This window comes from Lachnospiraceae bacterium JLR.KK008 (genome assembly GCA_037015955.1).
GTDB lineage: Bacteria > Bacillota > Clostridia > Lachnospirales > Lachnospiraceae > VSOB01.
Genome location: CP143548.1, coordinates 2,258,651 through 2,282,473, shown reverse-complemented (window position 1 = coordinate 2,282,473; position 23,823 = coordinate 2,258,651). Strand labels below are relative to the sequence as shown.

Here is a 23,823-nt window from a genome sequence, read left to right as displayed (position 1 = left end):
AGAACGCTCGGAAAATTCGGTTAGAAATATCGAAAAGAAGTTGTTGACAACTAATTTAAGTTAGCATATACTAACTATGAAAAGAAAAACAAGTGGAAGTCAGGAAAGAATAGAGAGGGTGAGAATATGCCATTGTCTATGATGAAGACGGGAGAACCGGGTACGATCAAAAAAATCGGCGGGCGTGAAGAGACGAAGAAGTTTCTGGAGAGTCTTGGATTTGTAGCCGGAGGTGTGGTCACTGTCATATCGGAGATCGGCGGCAATATGATCGTCAGCGTCAAAGAGTCAAGAGTTGCCATCGGCAGGGATATGGCCAATAAAATTTTTGTATAGTCGGATCAAAGGAGGAGCTATGAAGACATTGAAAGAGATCGGCTGCGGGCAGACAGTCACAGTGCGGAAACTGACCGGGGAAGGGCCGGTAAAACGGAGGCTGATGGATATGGGTATCACAAAGGGCGTCTCCGTCTATGTCCGCAAAGTGGCGCCATTTGGCGACCCGGTAGAAGTCACAGTCAGAGGATATGAACTTTCGCTCAGAAAGGCAGATGCGGAGATGATTGAGGTAGAGTGATCACGGTGGGGAGAGGAAAGGAGTCAGAAATGTCATTGAAAATTGCACTTGCAGGAAATCCGAATTGTGGAAAGACAACATTGTTTAACGCGCTTACAGGTTCCAATCAGTTTGTCGGCAACTGGCCGGGAGTGACTGTAGAGAAGAAAGAGGGAAAGCTAAAGGGCTATGAGGACGTGATCGTTACGGACCTTCCGGGCATTTATTCTCTGTCGCCTTATACACTGGAAGAAGTTGTGGCCAGAAATTACCTGATTGGCGAGCGGCCGGACGCAGTCCTGAATCTGGTGGACGGCACGAATCTGGAGAGGAATCTGTATCTGTCCACACAATTACTGGAACTGGGGATTCCGGTCATCATTGCCGTCAATATGATGGATGTGGTGGAAAAGAGCGGCGATCGGATCCATATCGATAAACTGAGTGAGAAACTGGGCTGTGAAGTTGTGGAGATCTCGGCCCTCAAAGGAACGGGCGTTAGGGAGGCAGCGGAGAAGGCAGTAGCGCTGGCGCGTGGGAAAGCCGGATTTGCGCCGGTTCATACCTTCTCAGCGGAAGTGGAATCGGCGGTCAGAGATGTGGAACAAAAACTGGGACCGGAGAACAGGACAGCGCAGAAACGCTTCTTCGCCATTAAACTGTTGGAAAAAGATGCCGGAATTCGGGAACAGATAAAACAGGCGCCGGATGTATCTGCGGAAATCGCCCGGCTGGAGGAAGCGTTTGAGGATGACACCGAGAGTATCATTACCAATGAGAGGTATCTGTATCTCTCTTCCATAATGGGGGTATGTTATGCAAAGGGCAGAAAAGAGAAAATGACGGCTTCTGACCGCATCGACCGGGTCGTCACCAACCGCTGGCTGGCTTTACCGATTTTTGCGACCGTGATGTTTCTCGTATATTATGTGTCTGTAACGACGGTTGGCGCCTGGGCGACCGACTGGATGAATGATGGTGTGTTTGGAGACGGTTGGAGTTTCCTTGGCCTTGTCGATGTGCCGGGCATTCCTGCCGTCGTCAGCGGCGGACTTTCCGCGATCGGCTGCGCCGACTGGCTGCAGGGACTGATTGTGGACGGGATTGTGGCCGGGGTAGGCGCTGTTCTCGGGTTTGTGCCGCAGATGCTTGTGCTCTTTCTCTTTCTGGCCTTTCTGGAATCATGCGGTTACATGGCGAGAGTGGCCTTTATTATGGACAGAATTTTCCGTAAGTTCGGTCTTTCCGGGAAATCCTTTATCCCGATGCTGATCGGCACCGGCTGCGGGGTGCCCGGGGTGATGGCGTCGAGGACGATCGAGAACGACAGAGACCGTAAAATGACGATCATGACAACAACTTTTATCCCGTGCGGCGCCAAGCTGCCGATCATCGCCCTGATCGCAGGCGCATTGTTTGACGGCGCGTGGTGGGTATCGCCGAGCGCATACTTTGTCGGTATCGCGGCGATTATCTGTTCCGGCGTTATTTTGAAGAAGACAAGGATGTTTGCAGGGGAACCGGCGCCTTTTGTGATGGAGCTTCCCGCGTATCATATGCCGACAGCAGGCAATGTCCTGCGCAGCATGTGGGAGAGGGGCTGGTCATTTATCAGAAAAGCCGGTACAATTATCTTATTGTCGACGATCCTCATCTGGTTCACGACATATTTTGGCTGGGTGGACGGCCAGTTCAGGATGCTTGAGGCGATGGAGATTGATCACAGCATACTGGCAGGAATTGGCAGCGCCTTTGCCTGGATATTCCTTCCATGTGGGTTTGGCGACTGGAAATCTGCTGTGGCAGTGATCACGGGACTGGTGGCGAAGGAAAATGTAGTCGGCACATTCGGCATTCTCTTTGGATTTGCAGAAGTGGCCGAGGATGGCGCCGAATACTGGGGAACACTGGCAGGGAATATGACGGCACTGTCCGCCTATGCGTTTCTCGTATTCAATCTCCTGTGCGCCCCCTGCTTTGCGGCGATGGGTGCGATCAGGAGAGAAATGAACAACATCAGATGGTTCTGGTTTGCGATCGGCTATCAGTGTGCGCTGGCATATATTGTCAGTCTGTGCATTTATCAGATCGGTATGCTTGTCACGACAGGAACATTCGGCCTGGGTACGGCAGCGGCATTCGTATTGACCGCGGGCTTCCTATTCCTGCTGTTTCGGCCGTATACGGAGGGCAGGACACAGTGTATGAAGATCGACAGCCATAAAAAAGCGCTGGCGAAGTAAAGACGGGTGAAGAGGCCGGAAGGCTGCAGGATTAAGATTAAAAATAAAAAAGAAACGGGGCGTGAAACGATATGGGAACAGCGATCACTGCGGCGATCCTCACGGGGATTGTCGTCTGTATCGTCAGAGGGATGATACGAGATAAAAAAAACGGGAAATCGCTGCAATGTGGGTGCGACTGCAGGCACTGTAGCGGCCACTGCGGGGGAGAGCAGAGGAAATAAAAGGCAGAAGCAGAGGGACGGTCAGCTTTCAGGGGAGCGTCCCTCTGTTGCTTTGGGCAAAACAAAAATTAAGGTTTTATGAAATTAAAGAAAAATATTATAAAAGTGATTGACATATAAGTATAAGGAGTATAGAATACATAGCGTGCTATAGAAAATATTACTTCTAACGAGAAGAGAAAGAAGGAAGACCTTGAAAGTGGGAGTGACAGAGGGAACAATCGACATATTGGATAAAAAAATTGGAGAGGGGATGCAACTTGACAGTGGTATGGAGTCCGACCAGGGCAATGGGGGGGCAGATACAGAGAAGGAACCGTTAGAAAATATGAAGCTGCGGCTGCTTACAACGATGCGGCTGATCGAGCGGGCACAAAAGAGCAAGTTTGATATGGAACTGGAACAGGTGGGACTGACAGCGGCACAGATGCAGGTGCTCATTTATCTGCTGCGCAACAGTGATAATGGCAAGGAGATCACAGCCAGGGAACTGGAGAAGCGCTTTCAGGTGAGCAATCCGACGATGTCAGGCATTTTAAAGCGTCTGGAGAAGAAACAGTTTATCATGCGGCTGCCGGGAAGTATTGACAAACGAAACAAGCAGATCAAGATCCGGGGAGATGTGGAGATCTTCGGCAGACTGATTGAAGCGCGGGTGGGAAAAGAAATGGAGCGCATGTTTGCCGGATTCACCCCACAGGAAATCGAGACGCTGTTACAGCTTATCACCAAGCTATTACATAATATAAAACTGGACAGAAACGAGGAGTAAGCACATGAAAAGAAGGAGCAGAAAAGTGACAAAGACAAAAGACAGTATGACGTTTTCCCGCGTTACGACATTTGCCTGCGTGACAGCCATCTCCTGCGGCCTGATACTTGGAGGGTGTGGCGGTCCCGCTCCGAAACAGGAGACGGAGAGTGAGGCGGAAAAAGATACTTCAATCCTGGTGGAGACAACGCTGCCACAGACGGAGAGCATCGAGCTGAATGGTGATTTTATCGGTACGGTGGAGGCGGAAGATGAGATCACGGTTGTGGCGAAAGTAGGCGGGGACGTCACCGCCACTTATTTTGAGGAAGGTGACAGAGTCAATGCCGGAGATCTGTTATTTACGGTAGACGATGCCAGCGCACAGATCAGTATGGCACAGGCACAGGCCAGTCTTGAGAGCGCGCAGGCGTCTGTGGCCAGTGCAAATGCGTCCGTGGCCAGTGCGGGGGCCAGTGTGTCTGTCAATGAGTTGAATCTGCTCTACACACAGGAGCAGATCAAACAGTCTCTCGGACAGGTCGAGACGAATGAGATGCAGCTGGAAAATGCGGTCGCTTCCGCCAAATATGCACTGAAAGCGGCGCAGGAGAACGAAGCGCTGGCAGCAGAACAGTTCGGACTGGCGCGGGATGCCTACAAAGATCTGGAAGACAATATGGATGATCTGCGTGACAATGCAGACCATATGAATAAATATGCAAGGCAGCTCCAGCAGGTGAGAAACCGGTACAACGACATTCGCACCAGGAGTGCGGACGATGCCAGAAGCACGGTCGAGCAGATGGGGATACGCATTCCCGATAATATCAATACCGGTTCTGCGCAGGCGATCGCCGATTATTACATATATGAAATGACAGACGGCGCTGCCGGCTCTGAATACGATCTTGGGGTGATGGTCAGCGCGGCCCAGTCCCAGGAAGAGACGCTCCGCTCTTCGAGGAGCAGTCTGGACAGCAATAAAGATTCTCTGCGCCTGAGCCAGATCAGCGCGGCGATCAGCAAAGAGACATCAAAGAATAATGTGTATTCCGCGGAGGATGCGTTGCGACTGGCAGAGAAAATGCTGGAAGACTATGAGCTGTATACGAAGGCGGTTGTCATTGCAGGCGCCAATTATCAGCTTGCAGGCGCCAATGCGGGACTGATCGCGGCGCAGGCGGGCCAGATGCAGGCGGAGGCGGGCGTCAGCCAGGCGCAGGCCGGTGTAAAGCAGGCACAGGCCGGTGTGGAGGCGGCGCAGTTACAGCTTGACTATACGAAGGTCTCTTCACCGGTATCAGGTGTGATCACACAGAAAAATGTGACGGTGAATAATATGGCTGCGCAGGGGTCTCCGGCCTATGTGATCTCAGCGGACGATGGGGTCAATGTTGTGTTCTATGTGGCGGAGACTGTGATGAAAGAGCTGACGATCGGTCAGAAGATTTCCATTGAAAGAAACGGAGAGCAGTTTGAGGCGCAGATTTCGGAAAACGTAGGAGTGGCCGATGCGGCAAGCGGACTGTTTAAGATCAAAGCAAGCCTTATAAGCGGTGCGGATCGTCTGATCTCCGGCACCAACGTGAAAATTACACTTGCGACGCAGCGGGCCGATCATGTGATGACGATTCCGGTGGACAGCGTATATTACGAGAGCCAGAAAGCCTATGTGTATTGTATGGAGGATGGTAAGGCGGTAAAGACGCAGATCGAGACAGGCATTACCAACAATGAGAGTGTGGAAGTACAGTCCGGGCTGACCGTGGACAGTCAGGTCATTACGACATGGACGTCCCAGCTGAAGGATGGCGCTGCCGTGAAGATAAAGGCGGCGGAAACCGGCGAGAGCATGGAGCAGAATGACGGGGTGAAAGAGGACGCTGCGCAGTAAAGGAGAGGTGACGGATGAGTAAGTTGACAAAAACAGTACTACAGCGACCGGTTGCCGCTCTGGTCATCGTTGTATCTTTGATTATATTTGGTATCAGCTCGGTCATGGGAATGAATCTGCAGCTGATCCCGGATATGGAGATGCCGATCATGCTTGTGATGACGGTCTATCCCCAGGCGGGACCGGAAGATGTGGAACAGCTTGTGACGGAAAAGATTGAGGACGGTCTCGGGACGCTTTCCGGACTGAACAATGTGTATTCCTATTCTCAGGAAAATGTGTCGATGATTATGTTCTCCTTTGAGTATGGGACGGATATGGACGATGCGTTTATCGATATGCAGGAGGCTGTGGAGCGGGTGAAGCGCAGTCTCCCGGACGATGCGGAAGATCCGACGATTATCGCCATGGATATGAATGCTTCGGATGTGATGACGCTGTCGGTGGATACCAAAGAAGAAGGGATCGACGTTCTCGCCTACGTGGAGGAGACGGTGCAGCCGGAACTGGAAAAGATCAGCGATGTGGCAGATCTGACGATCTCCGGCGGTAACGAAGAATATATCAGTGTGGAGCTGGTACCGGAACTGATGCAGCAATATCGGCTGAGTATCTCTTCTGTGGCCAACGCGGTAGCTGCGGCTAATTATACGATGCCTGCGGGGACTGCAGACTATGGCAGCCAGAGTCTGAATCTGAGTTCTGCGGTGGAATATAAGACACCTGCGGAGATTGCCACGATACCGGTCACTACCGCTACGGGAAATGTGATTCATCTGGGTGATATTGCCAATGTGCATTATGCGGTGGCGGAGCCGACGAGTTACAGCCGCTATAACGGGGCGGATAATGTCAGTGTCGGTATCTCCAAGATCCAGAGTTCCAGCGCCGTCACGCTGTCGAATAAAGTGATGAAAGTCGTTGACAGGCTGAATGCGGAAAATCCGGACGTGACGATCACTGCTGTCTATGACAGCAGTGAGACGATCATCGACTCCCTGGTTTCCATTGCACAGACACTTGTAGTGGGAATTGTTATCACAATGCTTGTGCTGTTTATTTTCTTCGGAGATTTCAAGGGAAGTCTGATTGTCGGAAGTTCCATGCCGGTCTCTCTGCTGATCACCTTTGTCCTCATGAAGTTTATGGGATTTTCCCTGAACATGATCACGATGGGGGCGCTGGTCATCGGCATCGGTATGATGGTGGACAATGCCATCGTGGTTATCGAGATGTGCTTCCGGAAAAGAGATGACGGTATGAGCTATATGGATGCCGCCTATGAGGCGACTAAAACGGTTATGGCGTCGATCGTGGCCTCTACGATCACGACAGTCGTCGTCTATCTGCCTCTGGCGATGATGGAAGGTATGTCGGGACAGATGTTCGGACAGCTTGGCTATACAATCGTATTTTCCCTGATCGCTTCGCTGATTTCTGCCGTTACTCTTGTGCCGCTTTGTTTCTCCCAGTACAGACCGACAGAGAAGAAAGAGACGCCGGTCAACCGGATGCTGGAAGTTGTCGGAGAGAAATATGCGATTATTTTGCGCAAGGCTTTACATAGAAAAGTTCTGGTTGCACTTTCGGCGATCGTGATCTTCGGAATTTCCATTTTCCTGTTTCGGTTTGTCAATATGGAGCTGATGGCACAGTCCGATGAAGGGCAGGTGGCGGTGACGGTCCAGTTCAGGCCCGGTTCCAGACTGGACACGGTCGATGAAAAGATACGGGAGATCGAATCGTTTGTCGAAGCCAGCTCTTATATCGACGATTACAGCGCCATGGTCAATGAATCCGATGCCAGCGGCACGGTGCAGGCCTATGTGGCGGATAATTGCAAACTGAGCACCGCGGAGATCGTGGACGAGTGGACGAAGGAGCTGAAAGGGTATGAGGACAGTTGTGAGATCAGCGTATCTTCCTCTTCTTCGATGGGTATGAGCATGGGCAGCGGCAATACTTATGACATATCTATGGAAGGCAATGACCTTGACAGGCTGAAGGAAGGCTGCCGGATCGCATCGGATGCGATTATGAAAGTGGACGGGGTGATCAGCGCCAGCTCTTCTTTCGCGGATGCGGCTACAAAAGTGGAGATCGTTATCGACCCCATCAAGGCAGCGGCGGCGGGCATGACGCCGCAGGCGGCTTCCGGGATGATTTACTCAATGATGAGCGGTTCAGATGCCATGGATGTTATGATCGACGACAAAGAATATACGGTCAAGGTCGAGTATCCGGCGGATGAGTATCCTACCGTCAATGATGTGTACGGGATCACGCTGACGAACACAAACGGTGTCTCGGTGCCGCTCTCTGATATTGCGGATATTGTATACACGGATTCCCCGCTGACAATCACCCGCAAGGATGGCAGGTATCAGGCAAGTGTGACGGCCACCCTGGAGGCGGACGCCAGATTTACGGCGCAGCAGGCCATCCAGGAGCAGATGTCGCAGACGTTTCTGCCGGACGGCGTCGAACAGGTGACAAACTCAATGGATGAGAGAATGAATGAGGAGTTTGGCGCTCTGATCTCAGCCATTGTCACAGCCATCTTACTGGTTTATATCGTGATGGCGATCCAGTTTGAGAATCTGCGGTATTCGGGTATGGTTATGTTCTGTATCCCGTTCTCTCTGATCGGGTCCATACTGCTGCTGCTGATCACCAGGTCCACGATCAGTATGGTGTCACTGATGGGCTTTCTGATGCTGATCGGTATTGTGGTAAATAACGGTATTCTGTATGTGGATTATACGAATATGCTGCGCAAGACGATGAGCACGGAGGAGGCATTGATCGAGACCGGGAAGTCCAGGCTTCGTCCGATTCTGATGACGACGCTGACGACGATCCTTTCCATGATCCCGATGGCGATCGGCTATGGCAAGAACGGCCAGATGACACAGGGGATGGCGGTCGTGATTGTGGGCGGTCTGACGGCGTCGACGGTGCTGACTTTGATCCTTCTTCCTACCTTCTATATGATTATTCATAAGAGAAGCAAAGACAGGAAGGAAAAAAAGAAAGCCAAACGGCAGAAAAAGGAAACATTATTACCGGATTCGTTATAATAAATAAAAACTGTAAGAAATTTCACTTTTCTCCTTTCCTTTTGTGTGTTACAATAGGAAAGGAGTTTTATTATGTCGGATAAAGTGAATGGAAACAGAAAAAAAAGGATATGGATTCTAAAAAGGATTATTTTGCTGTCTTTTCTGGCGGCGGTAACGATACCTACCGTCATCAGTGTGCTGCTCGGTATGCGGGTGCGTTCTCTGGAAGTGCAGGTGGCGCAGATGCAGGAGGAGCAGTCAGCAAAAGAGGTTCCGGCGCAGTCCGACAACGCGCAGGCCTCTGAGACAGATGCCACCGATGAGGCTGCCCAGGAGCCGAAAGCGGACGATCTCGAGAATCTGACGGAGGAAGACAGCATCAAAGAGTGGGAAGAAGCAGAGAAAGAACATCCGCTTCCGGCCACGCCGCCTCCCGGTATCCGCAAAGTATATCTGACTTTTGACGACGGACCAAGTATTTATACAGATGATATTCTCGATATTCTTGACGAGTATGATGTGAAGGCCACTTTTTTTGTCGTTGCGGACGGAAAAGAGGGGTACGAGGATGCTTACCGGAGGATTCTTGAGGAAGGACATACGCTCGGTATGCACTCCTACAGTCATATATATCGGGAGATATACAGCTCCAAGGAAGCCTTTATCATGGATGTGAACCGGCTGCAGGATTATCTCTATGAAGTGACGGGAAAATATCCGGAAGTTTACCGTTTCCCGGGCGGCAGCAGCAATCATACGAGCAGAACCGACATGCAGGAACTGAAAAATTATCTGGATGAAATCGGGATTGTCTGGTATGATTGGAATATCTCCGGCGGGGATGCCACCGCGCGTCTGGGAAAGAACCAGATTGTCAGCAACTGTACGGCAAATCTGAAAAATTACGGAGAGGCAGTCATACTGCTTCATGATTCGGGGGACAAGAAATCAACGGTGGAGGCTCTGCCCGAAGTAATCGAGACGATATTGGCAATGGAAAATACGGTAATTTTACCGATCACAAAAGATACCGTGCCGGTACAGCATGGAAATACAAATTCATAATAGGATACAAAGGAATGGAGGATAATAAAGAATGGGCTTTTTTTCAGATCTGAAGGAAGATTTATCACAGGCGGTGAATGAGCTGATTCCGGAAGAAGAGACAGGCAGGCAGGAAGTGCAGCGTCAGCCGGCCGTCGATAATGCAGGCCGTGCACAGGCGCAGCCGGCGGGCCGTATGGAGGCACAGCCGGCTCCGGCAGCGAAAACGGCAAATGAAGAGACAGAGGAAACGATCGTGGAAGAATTTTATGAAACGGAGGAAGCATCCGGACAAATAGCGAAGGAAGAACAGGGGGCAAACGATATGACGGATACATTGGAATCATTACTGGAGAAGATTGATATGGAAGGACAGGCAGCGCCTGCAGAGGCAAAACCGCAGACGGCGGATATGTCTTATGCGGGGAGAAGCATCAGCGATGAGACAGCGGTCGTGACTGCAGGGATGAAGATCAAAGGCGATGTGACTTCCGATGGTTCTATGGATGTGATCGGTACGATCGAAGGTAACATTGATATTATGGGCAAACTGAATATTACAGGGATGATCATGGGTAATTCCAAGGCTACGGAGATTTATGCGGAGAATGCAAAAATTACCGGAGAAGTGCGCAGCGACGGAAGCGTGAAGATCGGACAGAGTTCCGTGATTATCGGCAATATTTTTGCCAACAGTGCGGTCATCGCAGGTGCAGTCAAGGGAGACATCGATGTACATGGACCGGTAATCCTTGATACTTCTGCGATTGTGATGGGCAATATCAAATCCAAATCCGTGCAGATCAACAATGGCGCGGTCATCGAAGGTATGTGCTCTCAGTGTTATGCGGACATCAATCCGACTTCCTTCTTCGAGGAATTCAAGAAAAATAACAATGGCAAGAAAGCTGCAAAACAGCAGTAATAATCAGAAATCGGAAGTCAGGAAAAGATTATGCGCAGAATATTATTAAAGCTCAGTGGGGAAGCGCTTGCAGGAGAAAAGGGGACAGGCTTTGACGAGCCTACCGTGAGAAAAGTCGCCCTGCAGGTGAAGCAGTTGACAGATGACGGCATACAGGTAGGGATTGTGATCGGCGGCGGTAATTTCTGGAGAGGCCGCACGAGCAAGAATATCGACCGGACGAAGGCAGATCAGATTGGTATGCTTGCCACGGTGATGAACTGTATCTATGTGTCGGAAATATTTCGCTCCACAGGGATGAGGACAAGTGTGCTGACACCTTTTGAGTGCGGTTCTTTTACGAAACTTTTTTCCAAAGACCGTGCCAACAAATATTTTGCTCACGGAATGGTCGTCTTTTTTGCAGGCGGCACAGGACATCCTTATTTTTCCACAGATACGGGTGTGGTGCTGCGTGCCGTTGAAGTAGAGGCTGATATGATCTTACTGGCCAAAGCGGTGGACGGTGTCTACGACGATGACCCGAGGACCAATTCGGCAGCGAAAAAGTATCACTCCGTCACGATTGATGAAGTGATCGCCCAAAATCTGCAGGTCATGGACATGACGGCTTCCATATTGGCAAGAGACAATAAGATGCCGATGCGGGTGTTTGGCTTGCAGGAAGAAAACAGCATTGTCAACAGCGTGAAGGGGAACTTCAGCGGGACGGAAGTGACTTGTTGAAACAGGAGGAAAGTTATGGACGAAAGGGTAAAACATTTCGATGATAAGATGCAAAAAGCGTATGACTATTTACTGTCAGATTTTGCAACAATCCGTGCAGGGCGTGCCAACCCGCATGTTCTGGATAAGATAAAGGTAGATTATTATGGAACGCCCACACCGATCCAGCAGGTAGGCAATATCTCGGTTCCGGAACCAAGGATGATACAGATCGCGCCGTGGGAGAAGAATCTCCTGAAAGTGATCGAGAAGGCGATCCAGACATCGGATCTGGGGATCAATCCGTCAAATGACGGTTCGGTGATCCGTCTTGTATTTCCGGATCTGACAGAAGAGCGCAGAAAAGATCTGGTGAAGGAGATCAGGAAAAAGGGGGAAGAGAGTAAAGTGGCCGTCCGCAACATTCGCCGGGACGGAAATGACTCTTTTAAAAAGTTATCCAAAGAGATCTCCGAAGATGAAATCAAGCAGCTGGAGGACGAGCTGCAGAAAGCGACGGACAGGTTTATCAAAGAGATTGATAAAGCTGTGGAGGAAAAATCGAAAGATATTCTTACGGTATAGAAATACTGTAATTACGAAAGACTAAGGGGCGGGCACTGTATGTTGCCTTCCCCTTTCTGTAAAAGAGGGAAATGACATGAAGATACCAAATCACGTGGCGATCATACTGGATGGCAACGGCAGATGGGCCAGAAAAAAAGGGATGCCGAGAAATTACGGGCATGTGCAGGGTGCCAAACAGGTGGAGCTGATCTGCGAGAAGGCCTATAAGATGGGGATTCAATATCTGACTGTCTATGCGTTCTCGACAGAAAACTGGAGCAGACCGCAGGATGAGGTCGACGCACTGATGAAGCTGCTGCGCAATTATATGAAGACTTGTCTGAAGACAGCGGAGAAAAACAGGATGTGTGTCCGCGTGATCGGTGACAAGACAAGGCTGGCTGTGGATATTCGTGAGCGGATTGAAGAGCTGGAGGCGGCCACTGTGAACAATGACGGACTGCATTTCCAGATTGCCATCAATTACGGCAGCCGGGATGAGATCAGGCGGGCTGTGCGGCAGATCGCAGAAGAGGCGGCGCGCGGAAGTCTGCACCCGGAGCAGGTCACGGAGCAGCTGATCTCCGACTATCTGGATACGCGCGGGATACCGGAGCCGGATCTGTTGATCCGCACATGTGGAGAGCAGCGTCTTTCTAATTTTCTGCTCTGGCAGCTTGCTTACACGGAATTTTATGTCACAGATGTTGCCTGGCCGGATTTTGACGAGGTGGAATTGGGTAAAGCCATAGAGGCATATAATGCAAGAGACAGACGATATGGCGGTGTGAAGGAGGCTTAATATGGGAAAGAGGATCGTGAGCGGCGCTGCCGTGACAGTGCTGGCTGCGGCGGTCATATTAGCCGGGGGCACTGTCATGGCAGCCGTTCTCTTTGTCGTATCCTGCATTGCCTATCAGGAATTGTGCAGGGCGGCAGGCGTCTGCGGTAAGGGAAAGAATAATGCGCTGAAGCTGCTCGGCTGGCTGTTTACATTGGTATACTATCTGTTGCTTTGGATGCCGGCGGAAGGCATCGATCTGATCGGGAAGGGAGAGCTGTGGCAGACGATGTTTTTGCTTCTCATCGGCACGCTGATGCTGATGATGGCAGTCTATGTGCTGACGTTTCCCAGGTTTCGCTCCGAGCAGGTGATGGCCGCCTTTTTTTGCGTGATCTATGCGCCGGTGATGCTCTCTTTTATTTATCTGACACGGCAGATGCAGTATGGCGGATATGTCGTATGGCTGATTTTTATCAGTTCCTGGGTATGTGACACATGCGCTTATTTTACAGGAATGCTCCTGGGAAAACATAAGATGGCGCCTGTGCTCAGTCCGAAAAAAACGATCGAGGGGGCGGTGGGCGGCGTGGCCGGTTCTGCCGTTGCAGGGGCTCTGTTCTCGTTCTTATTGGCGGAGCAGGAAATTTCCAGCGCCGATGCGGCATGGGCGTTTGCGGCGATCGGCGGCGTGGGGGCCGTGATCTCGCAGATCGGGGACTTGGCGGCGTCAGCCATCAAGAGAAACCATGAAGTCAAAGACTACGGCACCTGTATTCCGGGGCATGGCGGTATTATGGACCGGTTTGACAGCGTCATTTTTACGGCGCCGATCATATATGTGATGGCGAACATACTGATAGGAGCATAGACAAATGAAAAAGATAGGTATTTTGGGTTCTACCGGTTCGATTGGAACGCAGACCCTGGAAATCGTCAGAAACTACAGAGAAGAGATCGCTGTGACAGCACTGGCGGCAGGCAGCAATGCGGTGCTGCTGGAGCAGCAGATCAGAGAATTCCGGCCCCGGCTGGCAGTATTGTGGGATGAGAAAGCGGCTGCTGACCTGCGGGAGCGGGTGAGGGATCTGGAAGTGGAAGTGCGATGTGGTATGGATGGACTTCTGGAGATCGCCTCCATGGAAGAAATGCAGGCGCTTGTGACGGCGGTCGTGGGGATGATCGGCGTCAGACCTACACTGACAGCCATTGCCTGTGGGAAAGATATTTTACTTGCCAATAAGGAGACACTTGTGACGGCAGGGCATCTGCTGATGCCGCTGGCGAAGGAAAAAGGTGTCTCGATCCTGCCGGTGGACAGTGAACACAGTGCTATTTTCCAGTCATTGAACGGGGAGAAGAAGAGTCAGATCAGGAAAATACTTCTGACTGCCTCCGGCGGGCCTTTCCGGGGGAAGACGAGAGAAGCGCTGGCGCAGATGCGGGCGGAAGACGCACTGAAACACCCGAACTGGTCGATGGGCAGAAAGATCACGATCGATTCGGCGACGCTGGTGAACAAAGGGCTGGAAGTGATGGAGGCCAAATGGCTGTTTGATGTGGACCTCGAGCAGATCCAGGTCGTGGTGCAGCCACAGAGTATCATTCACTCCATGGTGGAATACTTAGACGGAAGTGTGATCGCTCAGCTTGGTCTGCCGGATATGAAACTGCCGATTCAATACGCGCTCTTCTATCCCGAGAGAAGGCCGATGAAGGCGCCTTCGCTGGACTTTTATGAGCTCGCACAGATTACGTTTGAAAAGCCGGACATGGAAGTGTTCCGGGGGCTGCCGCTCGCGTTCGAAGCGATGCGGGCCGGGGGCAGTATGCCCACCGTATACAACGCGGCGAACGAGAAGGCGGTCAGTCTGTTTTTAGACGGCGAAATCTCCTTCCTGCGTATCGCGGAGATCATCGAAGCCTGTATGCGGGAACATAAAGTGATTGAAAATCCTGATGTGGATCAGATTCTTGAGGCGGAGAGCCAGACTTATGATATGATTTCACACCATATATTAAGAAGGTGATTGATTGACAATTCTGATATTTATTCTTATTATCTGTATCATCGTGATCTCTCATGAACTGGGGCATTTTCTGCTGGCGAAAGCGAACGGTATAACGGTGAAGGAGTTTTTTGTGGGGATGGGGCCGACGCTCTGTTCTTTCACGAAAGGCGGCACGAAATATTCTCTGAAACTGTTTCCGGTGGGCGGCGCCTGTATGTTTGAGGGCGAAGATGGCAAAAGCGAGGAAAATGAGGATGGGGAAGCTGCCCCTTTGTCTCCCGGCGCGTTTCCAAACGCCAATGTGTGGGCCAGAATTTCCACCGTCGTGGCGGGACCGATTTTTAATTTTATACTCGCATATCTGCTGGCTCTGATTATGATCGGCACGACTTACAGCGACAAGCCTGTCATACAGGACGTGATCCCCGGCTTTCCGGCAGCGGAAGCGGGAATGCGCAGCGGCGACGTGATCACCCGGCTGGGCGGTGAGAAAATCTATGTATCGAGGGAGATTGGCCTGATTACAATGCTCAGGCAGGGTGAAACACTCACCGTAGAATATATGCGGGACGGTGAAACGCGGGAAGCGATACTGACGCCGAAACTCGACGAAGAGAGCGGCAGGTATCTGCTTGGATTTCAGGGATATGCGGAATATTTTAAATGTTCCCCGGCACAGGTGTTTCAGTACAGCTATTATGAAGTGCGCTATGGTCTGAAGGCCACGCTCAGAAGTCTGCAAATGCTTATACAGGGAAAAGCGGGCAGGGATGAGATCTCGGGACCAATCGGTATCGCCGTCCTTGTGGATGACGTGACACAGCAGACAAAGCCGTACGGACTATGGGTCGTGATCGTCAACCTGATGAATCTCGCCATGCTTTTATCGGTCAACCTGGGAGTGATTAACCTGTTACCGCTGCCGGCGCTTGACGGAGGCAGACTCGTATTCCTCCTGCTGGAAGTCATTCGCGGCAAGCCGATTCCGCCGGAAAAAGAAGGCATGGTGCATCTTGCAGGCTTTGCAGTGCTGTGTGGATTGATGGTACTGATCCTGTACAATGATATTGTGAAACTGATTCATTAATGAGACCGGTAATTGCGAAACACAATGATTTCGCAATTACCGGGCAGGCACCCGAAGGAAAGGAGCAAAGAACGATGCAGATGCGCACGGGCGTATACTGGTCGGTCGGAGCGGGACATAAAAGGAATCAGGACTCCCTTTCGCTGCAGCACGTGGCGCTGCAAAGAGGGGAGTGCCTGCTGGCCCTTGTCTGTGATGGCATTGGCAGTCTGGCCTGCTCCCAGGAGGCAGGCAGCTATGTCGTCCACCAAATGACGGACTGGTTTTATCACGAAGGAAAAGAACTGATTTTTCAGAGCAATACCAAAGAACTTATCTTATTTTCATTACATCGGCAGTTCTGCCGGATTCAGGAACATCTGAAACAATTCCAACTGACACAACATATACAGACGGGAACGACATGCAGCGGTATTCTGATTGTCAAAGACAGATATTATCTGATGCATATCGGTGACAGCCGCATTTATCATATCCGGGCAAAAGCGGTTCCGACGCGCAGACAGGCCTGCCGCGTACGCTGCATGACTGCGGATGACAGAGACGATCAGGGACATCTGTGTAAATGTCTGGGCATGGCAGGGGCGGATCATGTGTATCTCGATACGGGCAGGTTGAAAAGACACACTTGTCTGCTCCTGGCCACGGACGGGTTTTGTTTTGGCGCTCCCGAAAGCCGGCTCGGACAGGCATTGGGGCCCTGTCTGTTTGCAGGCAGCGGGAAGGGAGAGCGCGGGAGCAGATATTATGCGGAGGAAGGGCTGGACCGCAGGTTGGAGCTGCTCGGGGAATGGGCTGCCCGGGCAGGGAGCCGCGACGATATGGCGGCCATAGGCATTGTAATATTGTGACGAAGCAGGAGGAAGCATATGCAGGAGAAGCAGACAACAGAGCGGGAAGAGAGAAGGTATCGGACAATCAGAAAGCTGGCGGAAGGAGGGAACGGTACTGCCTATCTCGTGTGGGATAAACGCCTCGACAAAAGCTGGGTAATGAAATGCGTTCCTCTGCACGGAGCGGAGCAGAGGGAAGCTGTCACCCGGGAGATAACGGCGCTGAAACAGATTCATAAAGAGGGGATTCCTGTCCTTGCAGACGTGGTCCATGAGCAGGGACAGATTTGCCTGATCATGGAATATATGACAGGGATGTCATTACAGGAAAAGATAACACAGGAAGGGATGATGGAAGAAAGAGAGGCGGTATGCTATGCCTTGCAGGCAGCGGAGCTGGTAAGATTTCTGCACAGACTGCCGACAAGAATGATTCACGGAGATTTAAAGCCGCTGAACCTTGTTTTTCATAACGGAAAGGCGGCGCTGCTTGATTTTGGCGGGGCGGTGTCATTGAATCATGAGCAGACGGAGCCCTGCTGCTATACACCAGGATATGGGGCGCCGGAGCTTCTGGCGGGCGGCGGTCCGTCGGAGCGGACGGATATTTATGCTTTTGGGGCACTGTTATTTTATCTTGTGACCGGAGAGGACCCGGCGGCTTCCAGAGGCATTTACCCTGTCAGGGAACAGAGATCTCTGCTCTCAAAAAGACTGGAACGGCTGATACTGCAATGCACGGCGCCGCAGGCGGCAGACCGGCCTGGTTCCATGGATGAAGTTATCGAAGAATTGGAGGATATGGATGAGGCTTTTAAACTGCGGGGAGTGAAAGGATGGAAATCAGGAGAAGATAAGAGCAGAAGGCGGAAGAAAGAGAGGGTGTTTCGTTTGATTCGGGACGTACTGCTCACGGAAGGGAGATGGGGTGATGGGAGCGCGTGCAGGGCCGCACTGCTTGTGGCTGCAGGACTCTGGTATGCGGCGGGGCTGGCCGGATTGACAAAGCCTGTACAGGCAGCGGAAGCAGCCGGTCCGATGAAGTCTCCTCAGGCGGCGGAAGTGGCCGGTCCGATGAGATCTGTACAGGCTACAGATACATTGCTTCCGGTCTGTATCCGCAACCGGGCCGGCGAAAAACTGCTGGTGGACTTCACAGCGGTATATCATACGGAGGAAAATCTGATATTTGAATTGCCGGCAAAGTGCTTTGAACGGGGGAAAGAATATGAGGTGACGATCAGACAAAAGGAGAGAAGGAGCGGGACGGAACGAGAGAGGACTTTTGTCATATGTGCCGATTGATGGGAAAACAGGCTTATGCTAGAATAGAGGCAGGCAGCAAAAATGAATCAGAATACGGATGCGCAGGCGATCCGGAAGGAGAACAAATGTACCGTGAACATACAAAAGTAATTCATATCGGAGACAGAGTGATCGGCGGGGGCAACCCGGTGTTGATCCAGTCGATGACCAATACAAAGACGGAAGATGTGACAGCTACGGTCAGACAGATACACCGTTTGCAGGAGGCGGGCTGTGAGATCGTCCGTTGTACGGTGCCGACGCCTGAGGCGGCGCGGGCACTGGGAGAAATCAGGAAACAGATCAGGATTCCGCTCGTAGCGGATATTCATTTTGATTATCGGATGGCTCTGGCAGCGATCGAGAACGGCGCCGATAAGATCCGTATCAATCCGGGCAATATTGGCGGCCGGGATAAAGTACAGGCTGTCGTGAGCGCGGCCAGAGAGCGGAACATTCCGATCCGCGTGGGCGTCAACAGCGGCTCTCTGGAAAAAGAACTGATCGGGAAATACGGAGGTGTGACAGCCCAGGGGCTTGTCGAGAGTGCGCTTGATAAGGTGCATCTGATCGAAGAGATGGGGTATGACAATCTGGTCATCAGTATCAAGTCTTCGGATGTTCTCATGTGCGTAAAGGCACATGAAATTCTGGCGGAGCAGACGGATTATCCACTGCATGTTGGCATTACGGAAGCGGGCACTGTGACGAGCGGCAATATCAAGTCGTCTGTCGGACTGGGCATCATTTTACATGAAGGGATCGGGGATACGATTCGCGTGTCTCTGACCGGGGACCCGGTGCAGGAAATTAAAAGTGCCAGACTGATTCTGCGTACGCTTGGGCTGCGAGAGGGCGGCATAGAAGTCGTGTCCTGTCCGACATGCGGGAGGACGCAGATCGACCTGATCCGTCTTGCCAATGAAGTGGAAGATATGGTACAGGATATTCCTCTTCATTTGAAAGTAGCTGTGATGGGCTGCGCCGTCAATGGACCGGGAGAGGCGAAAGAGGCGGACATCGGTATTGCAGGCGGCATTGGTGAGGGACTTTTGATCAAAAAAGGGGAGATTATCCGCAAAGTGCCCGAGGAGAGACTTCTGGAGACATTGCGGGAAGAGCTGCTGAACTGGAAGGAATAAAAGCGGTCTGATTTCGGGAGGAGCTATGGCAAAACATTTTGGGGATGTGTTTCCCACGTTAAAACTTGATGAGGAGACGACGGCGCTTCTGGAGGCGGCGACTGTGGAGAGGATCACGGCCACGAAGCGTCGTGATTTTCTGCGCATTTTTCTGGAAAGTCCGCGATTGATTACAAAGGATATTATATTTCATATAGAGAAAGAGATCAGACAGCAGTTATTTCCCGGTGCGGTGATGACTGTCAAAATCTATGAGAAATATCATCTGTCTGCGCAGTATGATCCGCCAAAACTGATGCAGCTTTATCGTGAAAGTATTCTGCTTGAGCTGAAAGAATACAGTCAGGTGGAGTATATGATCTTTAAAGGCGCAGAGATTACGTTCCCGAAAGAAAAAGAGATGCTCCTGACTGTGAAAGACAGTGTCTTTGTCAGAGAAAAGGGAGAAGAACTTGTCCGTATTCTGGAAAAGATTATGGGCGAACGTTTCGGGTTTCCGGTTCTGGTGGAGATAAATTATGAGCAGCAGGAGGAAGCGGCTGCATCGGCGGACGATGATGTGAGGATTGCCAATGAGGTGGCGCAGATTGCAGCCAGAGCTATGGTGGAACGGGCGGAGGATGGCAGCGGCGGCCAGAGCGCTTTGGAACGAAAAGAAGCGGCTGCCGGGAAAAACGGCGGGTCAGCAGAACAGGGAGACGCCGGACACACCGGAGCGGGCAAAGAGAGCCGGCGGGCGGCGCAGCCGACAGCAGAGGAAAAGATCAGATCTGCCGGCCGGGCCAGGATGGAAGGCAGAAGTGGAGCCAAAGGCGATGCGGCGAGAAGACCTCTGCGGCGCAGCGACAATCCGGATGTGATCTATGGCCGGGATTTTGAGGAAGAGGCCATTGAGATAGAAGAGATTGCAGGTGAGATGGGAGAGGTAGTGATCCGCGGTAAAATATTGCGGGTGGACAAACGGGAGATCCGCGGGGAGCGGACGATTTTGATTTTTGACCTCACAGATTTTACCGACACGATCACAGTGAAGATGTTTGTCCGCAATGAGCAGATGGAGGAGCTGTCTCAGCAGATCCGGACCGGGGCCTGCATCAAGCTCAAAGGTGTCACAGCGATTGATAAGTTTGATATTGAGCTGACGATCGGGTCCGTGGTCGGAGTCAAAAAGATTGGCGATTTTATGATCGGACGGTCAGATACGAGTGCCAGAAAGCGGGTGGAGCTGCACTGCCATACGAAGATGAGCGACATGGACGGAGTGATTGAAGCCAAAGACATTGTAAAGCGGGCGTATGAATGGGGGCATCGTGCCATAGCGATCACTGACCATGGCGTGGTACAGGCCTTTCCCGATGCCAATCATGTGTGGGAAGATCTGTGGAAGGCAGAGAAGAACAGACGCAAGGAAGCCGGCGAGGAAAACCCGGATCAGAACGATTTCTTTAAAGTGATCTATGGGATGGAAGCCTATCTTGTCGATGATCTGAAGGAAATCGTGACAAACTGCCGGGAACAGGGGCTGGATGAGGACTATGTAGTATTTGACCTGGAGACGACAGGGTTTTCTCCGGTAAATAATAAGATCATCGAAATCGGTGCGGTAAAAGTGTCGGGCGGGGAGATTATTGACAGATATTCGACTTTTGTAAACCCGGAAGTACCGATTCCGTTCCGGATTGAAAAGCTGACCGGCATCCGGGATGAGGATGTGGAGGGAGCTCCGGTTATAGAGAGTGTGCTTTCAGAGTTTTTACAGTTTTGTGAGGGTTGCGTACTGGTAGCCCACAATGCCGGTTTTGATATGGGATTTATTCAGGAAAATGCCAGGCGAGGGGGACTGGACTGTGCATTCACTTATGTGGATACGGTGGGACTTTCCCGCGTACTGCTGCCACAGCAGGCCAAACATACGCTGGATGCCGTAGCGAAAACGCTGGGGATTTCTCTGGAAAATCACCATCGGGCGGTCGATGACGCGGAGGCGACCGCAGAAATCTTTGTCCGGTTTCTCGCGATGCTCAAAAGCGAAGGGGCGTCCACACTGCAGGACGTCAACGCTCTGGATGCCAGTACGCCGGAATCAGTGAAAAAAATGCCGGCTTATCATGCCATTATGCTGGCGCAGAATGATGTGGGCAGGGTGAACCTGTATACGATGGTGTCACAGTCTCATCTTACATACTTTAACAAACGGCCGCGGATTCCGAAGAGCTTTGTGATGAAGCACAGAGAAGGGCTTTTGCTTGGCAGCGCCTGTGAGGCGGGAGAATTGTACCGGGCGCTGCTGGATGGCAGGCCGGACGCGGAGATCGCCCGGATTGTGAACTTTTATGATTACCTGGAGATCCAGCCGCTTGGTAACAACGCTTTTATGATCGAGTCCGAGAAGATAGAAAATATCCGTTCTATGGAAGACATTAAAAATATCAATCGCAGGATTGTGGAACTGGGTGAGCAGTTTGACAAGCCGGTGGCGGCAACATGTGATGTACATTTTATGGACCCGGCGGACGAGGTGTACCGGCGTATTATAATGGATGGCAAGGGGTTTAAAGATGCGGATAATCAGGCTCCACTCTATTTTCGGACGACGGAGGAGATGTTGGAGGAGTTTTCTTATCTCGGAAACGAGAAAGCGCAGGAAGTCGTCATTACCAACACAAACAAGATCGCTGATCTGATCGAGACGATCTCACCGGTCCGCCCGGACAAATGTCCGCCTGTCATTCCGGACAGTGACAAGACACTGACCGATATTTGCTATCGCAAGGCATATGAGATGTACGGAGATCCGCTGCCGGAGATTGTGAAGGAACGGCTGGAGAAAGAACTGCATTCGATCATCACCAACGGATTCGCGGTCATGTATATCATTGCCCAGAAACTTGTGTGGAAGTCGGTGGAAGACGGTTATCTGGTAGGATCGAGAGGGAGCGTCGGTTCCTCCTTTGTGGCCACGATGTCCGGTATCACGGAAGTGAATCCCCTGAGTCCCCATTACTATTGTGGGAAGTGTCATTATAACGACTTCACATCGGAGGAAGTCAGAAAATATGCGGGAAAAGCGGGCTGCGATATGCCGGATAAAGTCTGTCCTGTCTGCGGGGAACCGTTGAAAAAAGATGGATTTGATATTCCCTTTGAGACTTTTCTCGGGTTTAAGGGAGACAAAGAGCCGGATATTGATCTCAATTTTTCCGGGGAGTACCAGAGTAAAGCGCATAAATATACGGAGGTGATCTTTGGCGCCGGACAGACGTACCGGGCTGGTACGATCGGTACGCTGGCGGATAAGACGGCTTTTGGCTATGTGAAACGATATTATGAACAGCATGGTCAGAAAAAACGTAACTGTGAGATCAACCGCATTGTTCTTGGCTGTACGGGAGTCAGACGCAGTACGGGGCAGCATCCGGGAGGAATTATCGTGTTGCCGATCGGAGAGGACATTAATTCTTTTACGCCGGTACAGCATCCGGCCAACGATATGACGACGGATATTGTCACCACACATTTTGACTATCATTCGATCGATCATAACCTCCTGAAGCTCGATATTCTGGGACACGATGATCCGACAATGATCCGTATGCTGCAGGACCTGACAGGTATAGATCCGGTGACGATACCGCTCGATGACAAACAGGTCATGTCATTGTTTCAGAGCACGGAAGCGCTCGGCATTACACCGGATCAGATCGGAGGCTGTAAATTAGGCTGCCTGGGCATCCCGGAGTTTGGTACGGAGTTTGCGATCCAGATGCTTCTTGACACAAAACCGACAATGTTTTCCGATCTGGTGCGTATTGCAGGGCTGGCACATGGTACGGACGTGTGGCTGGGGAATGCGCAGACACTGATCGAGGAGGGAAAGGCGACGATCTCGACGGCGATCTGTACCCGCGATGACATTATGGTCTATCTGATCGGCATGGGAGTGGAGAGCAGTCTGTCCTTCAAAATCATGGAGTCAGTGAGAAAGGGCAAGGGACTGCAGCCGGAGATGGAAAAGGCCATGGTCGAGGCAGGGGTGCCCGACTGGTATATCTGGTCGTGCAAAAAGATCAAATATATGTTTCCGAAAGCCCATGCGGCGGCCTATGTGATGATGGCGTGGCGTATTGCTTACTGTAAGATCAACTATCCGCTTGCCTATTATGCGGCCTTTTTCAGCATCCGGGCGTCAGCGTTTTCTTATGAGCTGATGTGTCAGGGGCAGCAGCATCTGGAAAATGTGATGGCAGACTACAGGCGCAGAAGTGATACGCTGACAAAAAAGGAGCAGGACTGCTATAAAGATATGAAGAATGTACAGGAAATGTATGTGCGGGGGTTTGAGTTTGTGCCCATCGATATTTTTCAGGCAGATTCCAGATCGTTCCGGATCATGGACGGAAAGCTGATGCCGTCTCTGAGCAGCATTGACGGTCTGGGAGACAAAGCGGCGGAAGCGATCGTGGAGGCGGCTAAGGACGGCCCATTTCTCTCCAAGGATGATTTCCGGGAGCGCACGAAAGTGTCTAAGACAGTCGTTGACATGATGCACGACCTGCATCTGCTCGGAGATCTGCCCGAGTCCAATCAGATCAGCCTGTTCGATCTGGTGATCTGATCATTTCCATATCATCGGATGTCAGAAGAGACATCTTTGCAAAAACAGTCTCTTCTGACGCCAGTGCTGTTTCA

At 51.4% G+C, this 23,823-nt stretch carries 19 protein-coding genes; all 19 read left to right on the top strand.

Annotation, left to right across the window (positions count from 1 at the left end; translation table 11 throughout):
* The first annotated feature begins 126 nt into the window (after window positions 1-126).
* The 19 genes from V1224_11405 (at window position 127) to V1224_11315 (ending at window position 23,749) form a co-directional block, all read left to right on the top strand.
* Window positions 127-336, top strand: a complete 210-nt coding sequence (locus V1224_11405) for a FeoA family protein (GenBank protein ID WWR15087.1) — start codon at window positions 127-129, stop codon at window positions 334-336.
* Window positions 337-355: 19 nt separating this feature from the next.
* A complete protein-coding gene (locus tag V1224_11400) occupies window positions 356-577 on the top strand; it encodes a ferrous iron transport protein A (GenBank protein ID WWR15086.1) in 222 nt (73 codons plus the stop codon).
* A gap of 29 nt (window positions 578-606) precedes the next feature.
* Window positions 607-2,799 (top strand): ferrous iron transport protein B, encoded by a 2,193-nt coding sequence (gene feoB, locus V1224_11395; protein ID WWR15085.1) that lies wholly within the window; start codon window positions 607-609, stop codon window positions 2,797-2,799.
* A gap of 71 nt (window positions 2,800-2,870) precedes the next feature.
* Complete coding sequence (locus tag V1224_11390; GenBank protein WWR15084.1) at window positions 2,871-3,023, top strand: FeoB-associated Cys-rich membrane protein; 153 nt, start codon at window positions 2,871-2,873, stop codon at window positions 3,021-3,023.
* A gap of 199 nt (window positions 3,024-3,222) precedes the next feature.
* Window positions 3,223-3,795 (top strand): MarR family transcriptional regulator, encoded by a 573-nt coding sequence (locus V1224_11385; protein WWR15083.1) that lies wholly within the window; start codon window positions 3,223-3,225, stop codon window positions 3,793-3,795.
* Window positions 3,796-3,799: 4 nt separating this feature from the next.
* Window positions 3,800-5,671 (top strand): efflux RND transporter periplasmic adaptor subunit, encoded by a 1,872-nt coding sequence (locus V1224_11380; protein WWR15082.1) that lies wholly within the window; start codon window positions 3,800-3,802, stop codon window positions 5,669-5,671.
* A 14-nt stretch (window positions 5,672-5,685) separates the two neighbouring features.
* Window positions 5,686-8,751, top strand: a complete 3,066-nt coding sequence (locus V1224_11375; GenBank protein WWR15081.1) for an efflux RND transporter permease subunit — start codon at window positions 5,686-5,688, stop codon at window positions 8,749-8,751.
* A 72-nt stretch (window positions 8,752-8,823) separates the two neighbouring features.
* On the top strand, window positions 8,824-9,798 hold the full coding sequence (locus tag V1224_11370; protein WWR15080.1) for a polysaccharide deacetylase family protein: 975 nt from the start codon (window positions 8,824-8,826) through the stop codon (window positions 9,796-9,798).
* A gap of 31 nt (window positions 9,799-9,829) precedes the next feature.
* Window positions 9,830-10,702, top strand: coding sequence for a polymer-forming cytoskeletal protein (locus V1224_11365; protein ID WWR15079.1), 873 nt, complete (start codon window positions 9,830-9,832; stop codon window positions 10,700-10,702).
* Window positions 10,703-10,732: 30 nt separating this feature from the next.
* Window positions 10,733-11,428 carry a UMP kinase gene (pyrH, locus tag V1224_11360; protein ID WWR15078.1) on the top strand — a complete coding sequence of 232 codons (696 nt, stop codon included), beginning with the start codon at window positions 10,733-10,735 and terminating at the stop codon, window positions 11,426-11,428.
* A gap of 15 nt (window positions 11,429-11,443) precedes the next feature.
* Complete coding sequence (gene frr, locus V1224_11355; protein ID WWR15077.1) at window positions 11,444-11,992, top strand: ribosome recycling factor; 549 nt, start codon at window positions 11,444-11,446, stop codon at window positions 11,990-11,992.
* A gap of 76 nt (window positions 11,993-12,068) precedes the next feature.
* Window positions 12,069-12,776: an isoprenyl transferase gene (locus V1224_11350; protein WWR15076.1), complete on the top strand. Its 708-nt coding sequence runs from the start codon at window positions 12,069-12,071 to the stop codon at window positions 12,774-12,776.
* Between the two features lies 1 nt (window position 12,777).
* A complete protein-coding gene (locus V1224_11345; GenBank protein ID WWR15075.1) occupies window positions 12,778-13,626 on the top strand; it encodes a phosphatidate cytidylyltransferase in 849 nt (282 codons plus the stop codon).
* A gap of 4 nt (window positions 13,627-13,630) precedes the next feature.
* Complete coding sequence (locus tag V1224_11340; GenBank protein ID WWR15074.1) at window positions 13,631-14,785, top strand: 1-deoxy-D-xylulose-5-phosphate reductoisomerase; 1,155 nt, start codon at window positions 13,631-13,633, stop codon at window positions 14,783-14,785.
* Between the two features lie 4 nt (window positions 14,786-14,789).
* On the top strand, window positions 14,790-15,854 hold the full coding sequence (gene rseP / locus V1224_11335) for an RIP metalloprotease RseP (protein ID WWR15073.1): 1,065 nt from the start codon (window positions 14,790-14,792) through the stop codon (window positions 15,852-15,854).
* Window positions 15,854-16,705, top strand: a complete 852-nt coding sequence (locus V1224_11330) for a protein phosphatase 2C domain-containing protein (GenBank protein WWR15072.1) — start codon at window positions 15,854-15,856, stop codon at window positions 16,703-16,705. Before rseP ends, V1224_11330 begins: the two co-directional genes overlap by 1 nt.
* Window positions 16,706-16,723: 18 nt before the next feature.
* Window positions 16,724-17,992 carry a serine/threonine-protein kinase gene (locus tag V1224_11325; protein WWR15071.1) on the top strand — a complete coding sequence of 423 codons (1,269 nt, stop codon included), beginning with the start codon at window positions 16,724-16,726 and terminating at the stop codon, window positions 17,990-17,992.
* 86 nt (window positions 17,993-18,078) lie between these two features.
* Window positions 18,079-19,134: a flavodoxin-dependent (E)-4-hydroxy-3-methylbut-2-enyl-diphosphate synthase gene (gene ispG / locus V1224_11320; protein ID WWR17473.1), complete on the top strand. Its 1,056-nt coding sequence runs from the start codon at window positions 18,079-18,081 to the stop codon at window positions 19,132-19,134.
* Window positions 19,135-19,159: 25 nt separating this feature from the next.
* Window positions 19,160-23,749 (top strand): PolC-type DNA polymerase III, encoded by a 4,590-nt coding sequence (locus V1224_11315; GenBank protein WWR15070.1) that lies wholly within the window; start codon window positions 19,160-19,162, stop codon window positions 23,747-23,749.
* Window positions 23,750-23,823 lie beyond the last annotated feature (74 nt).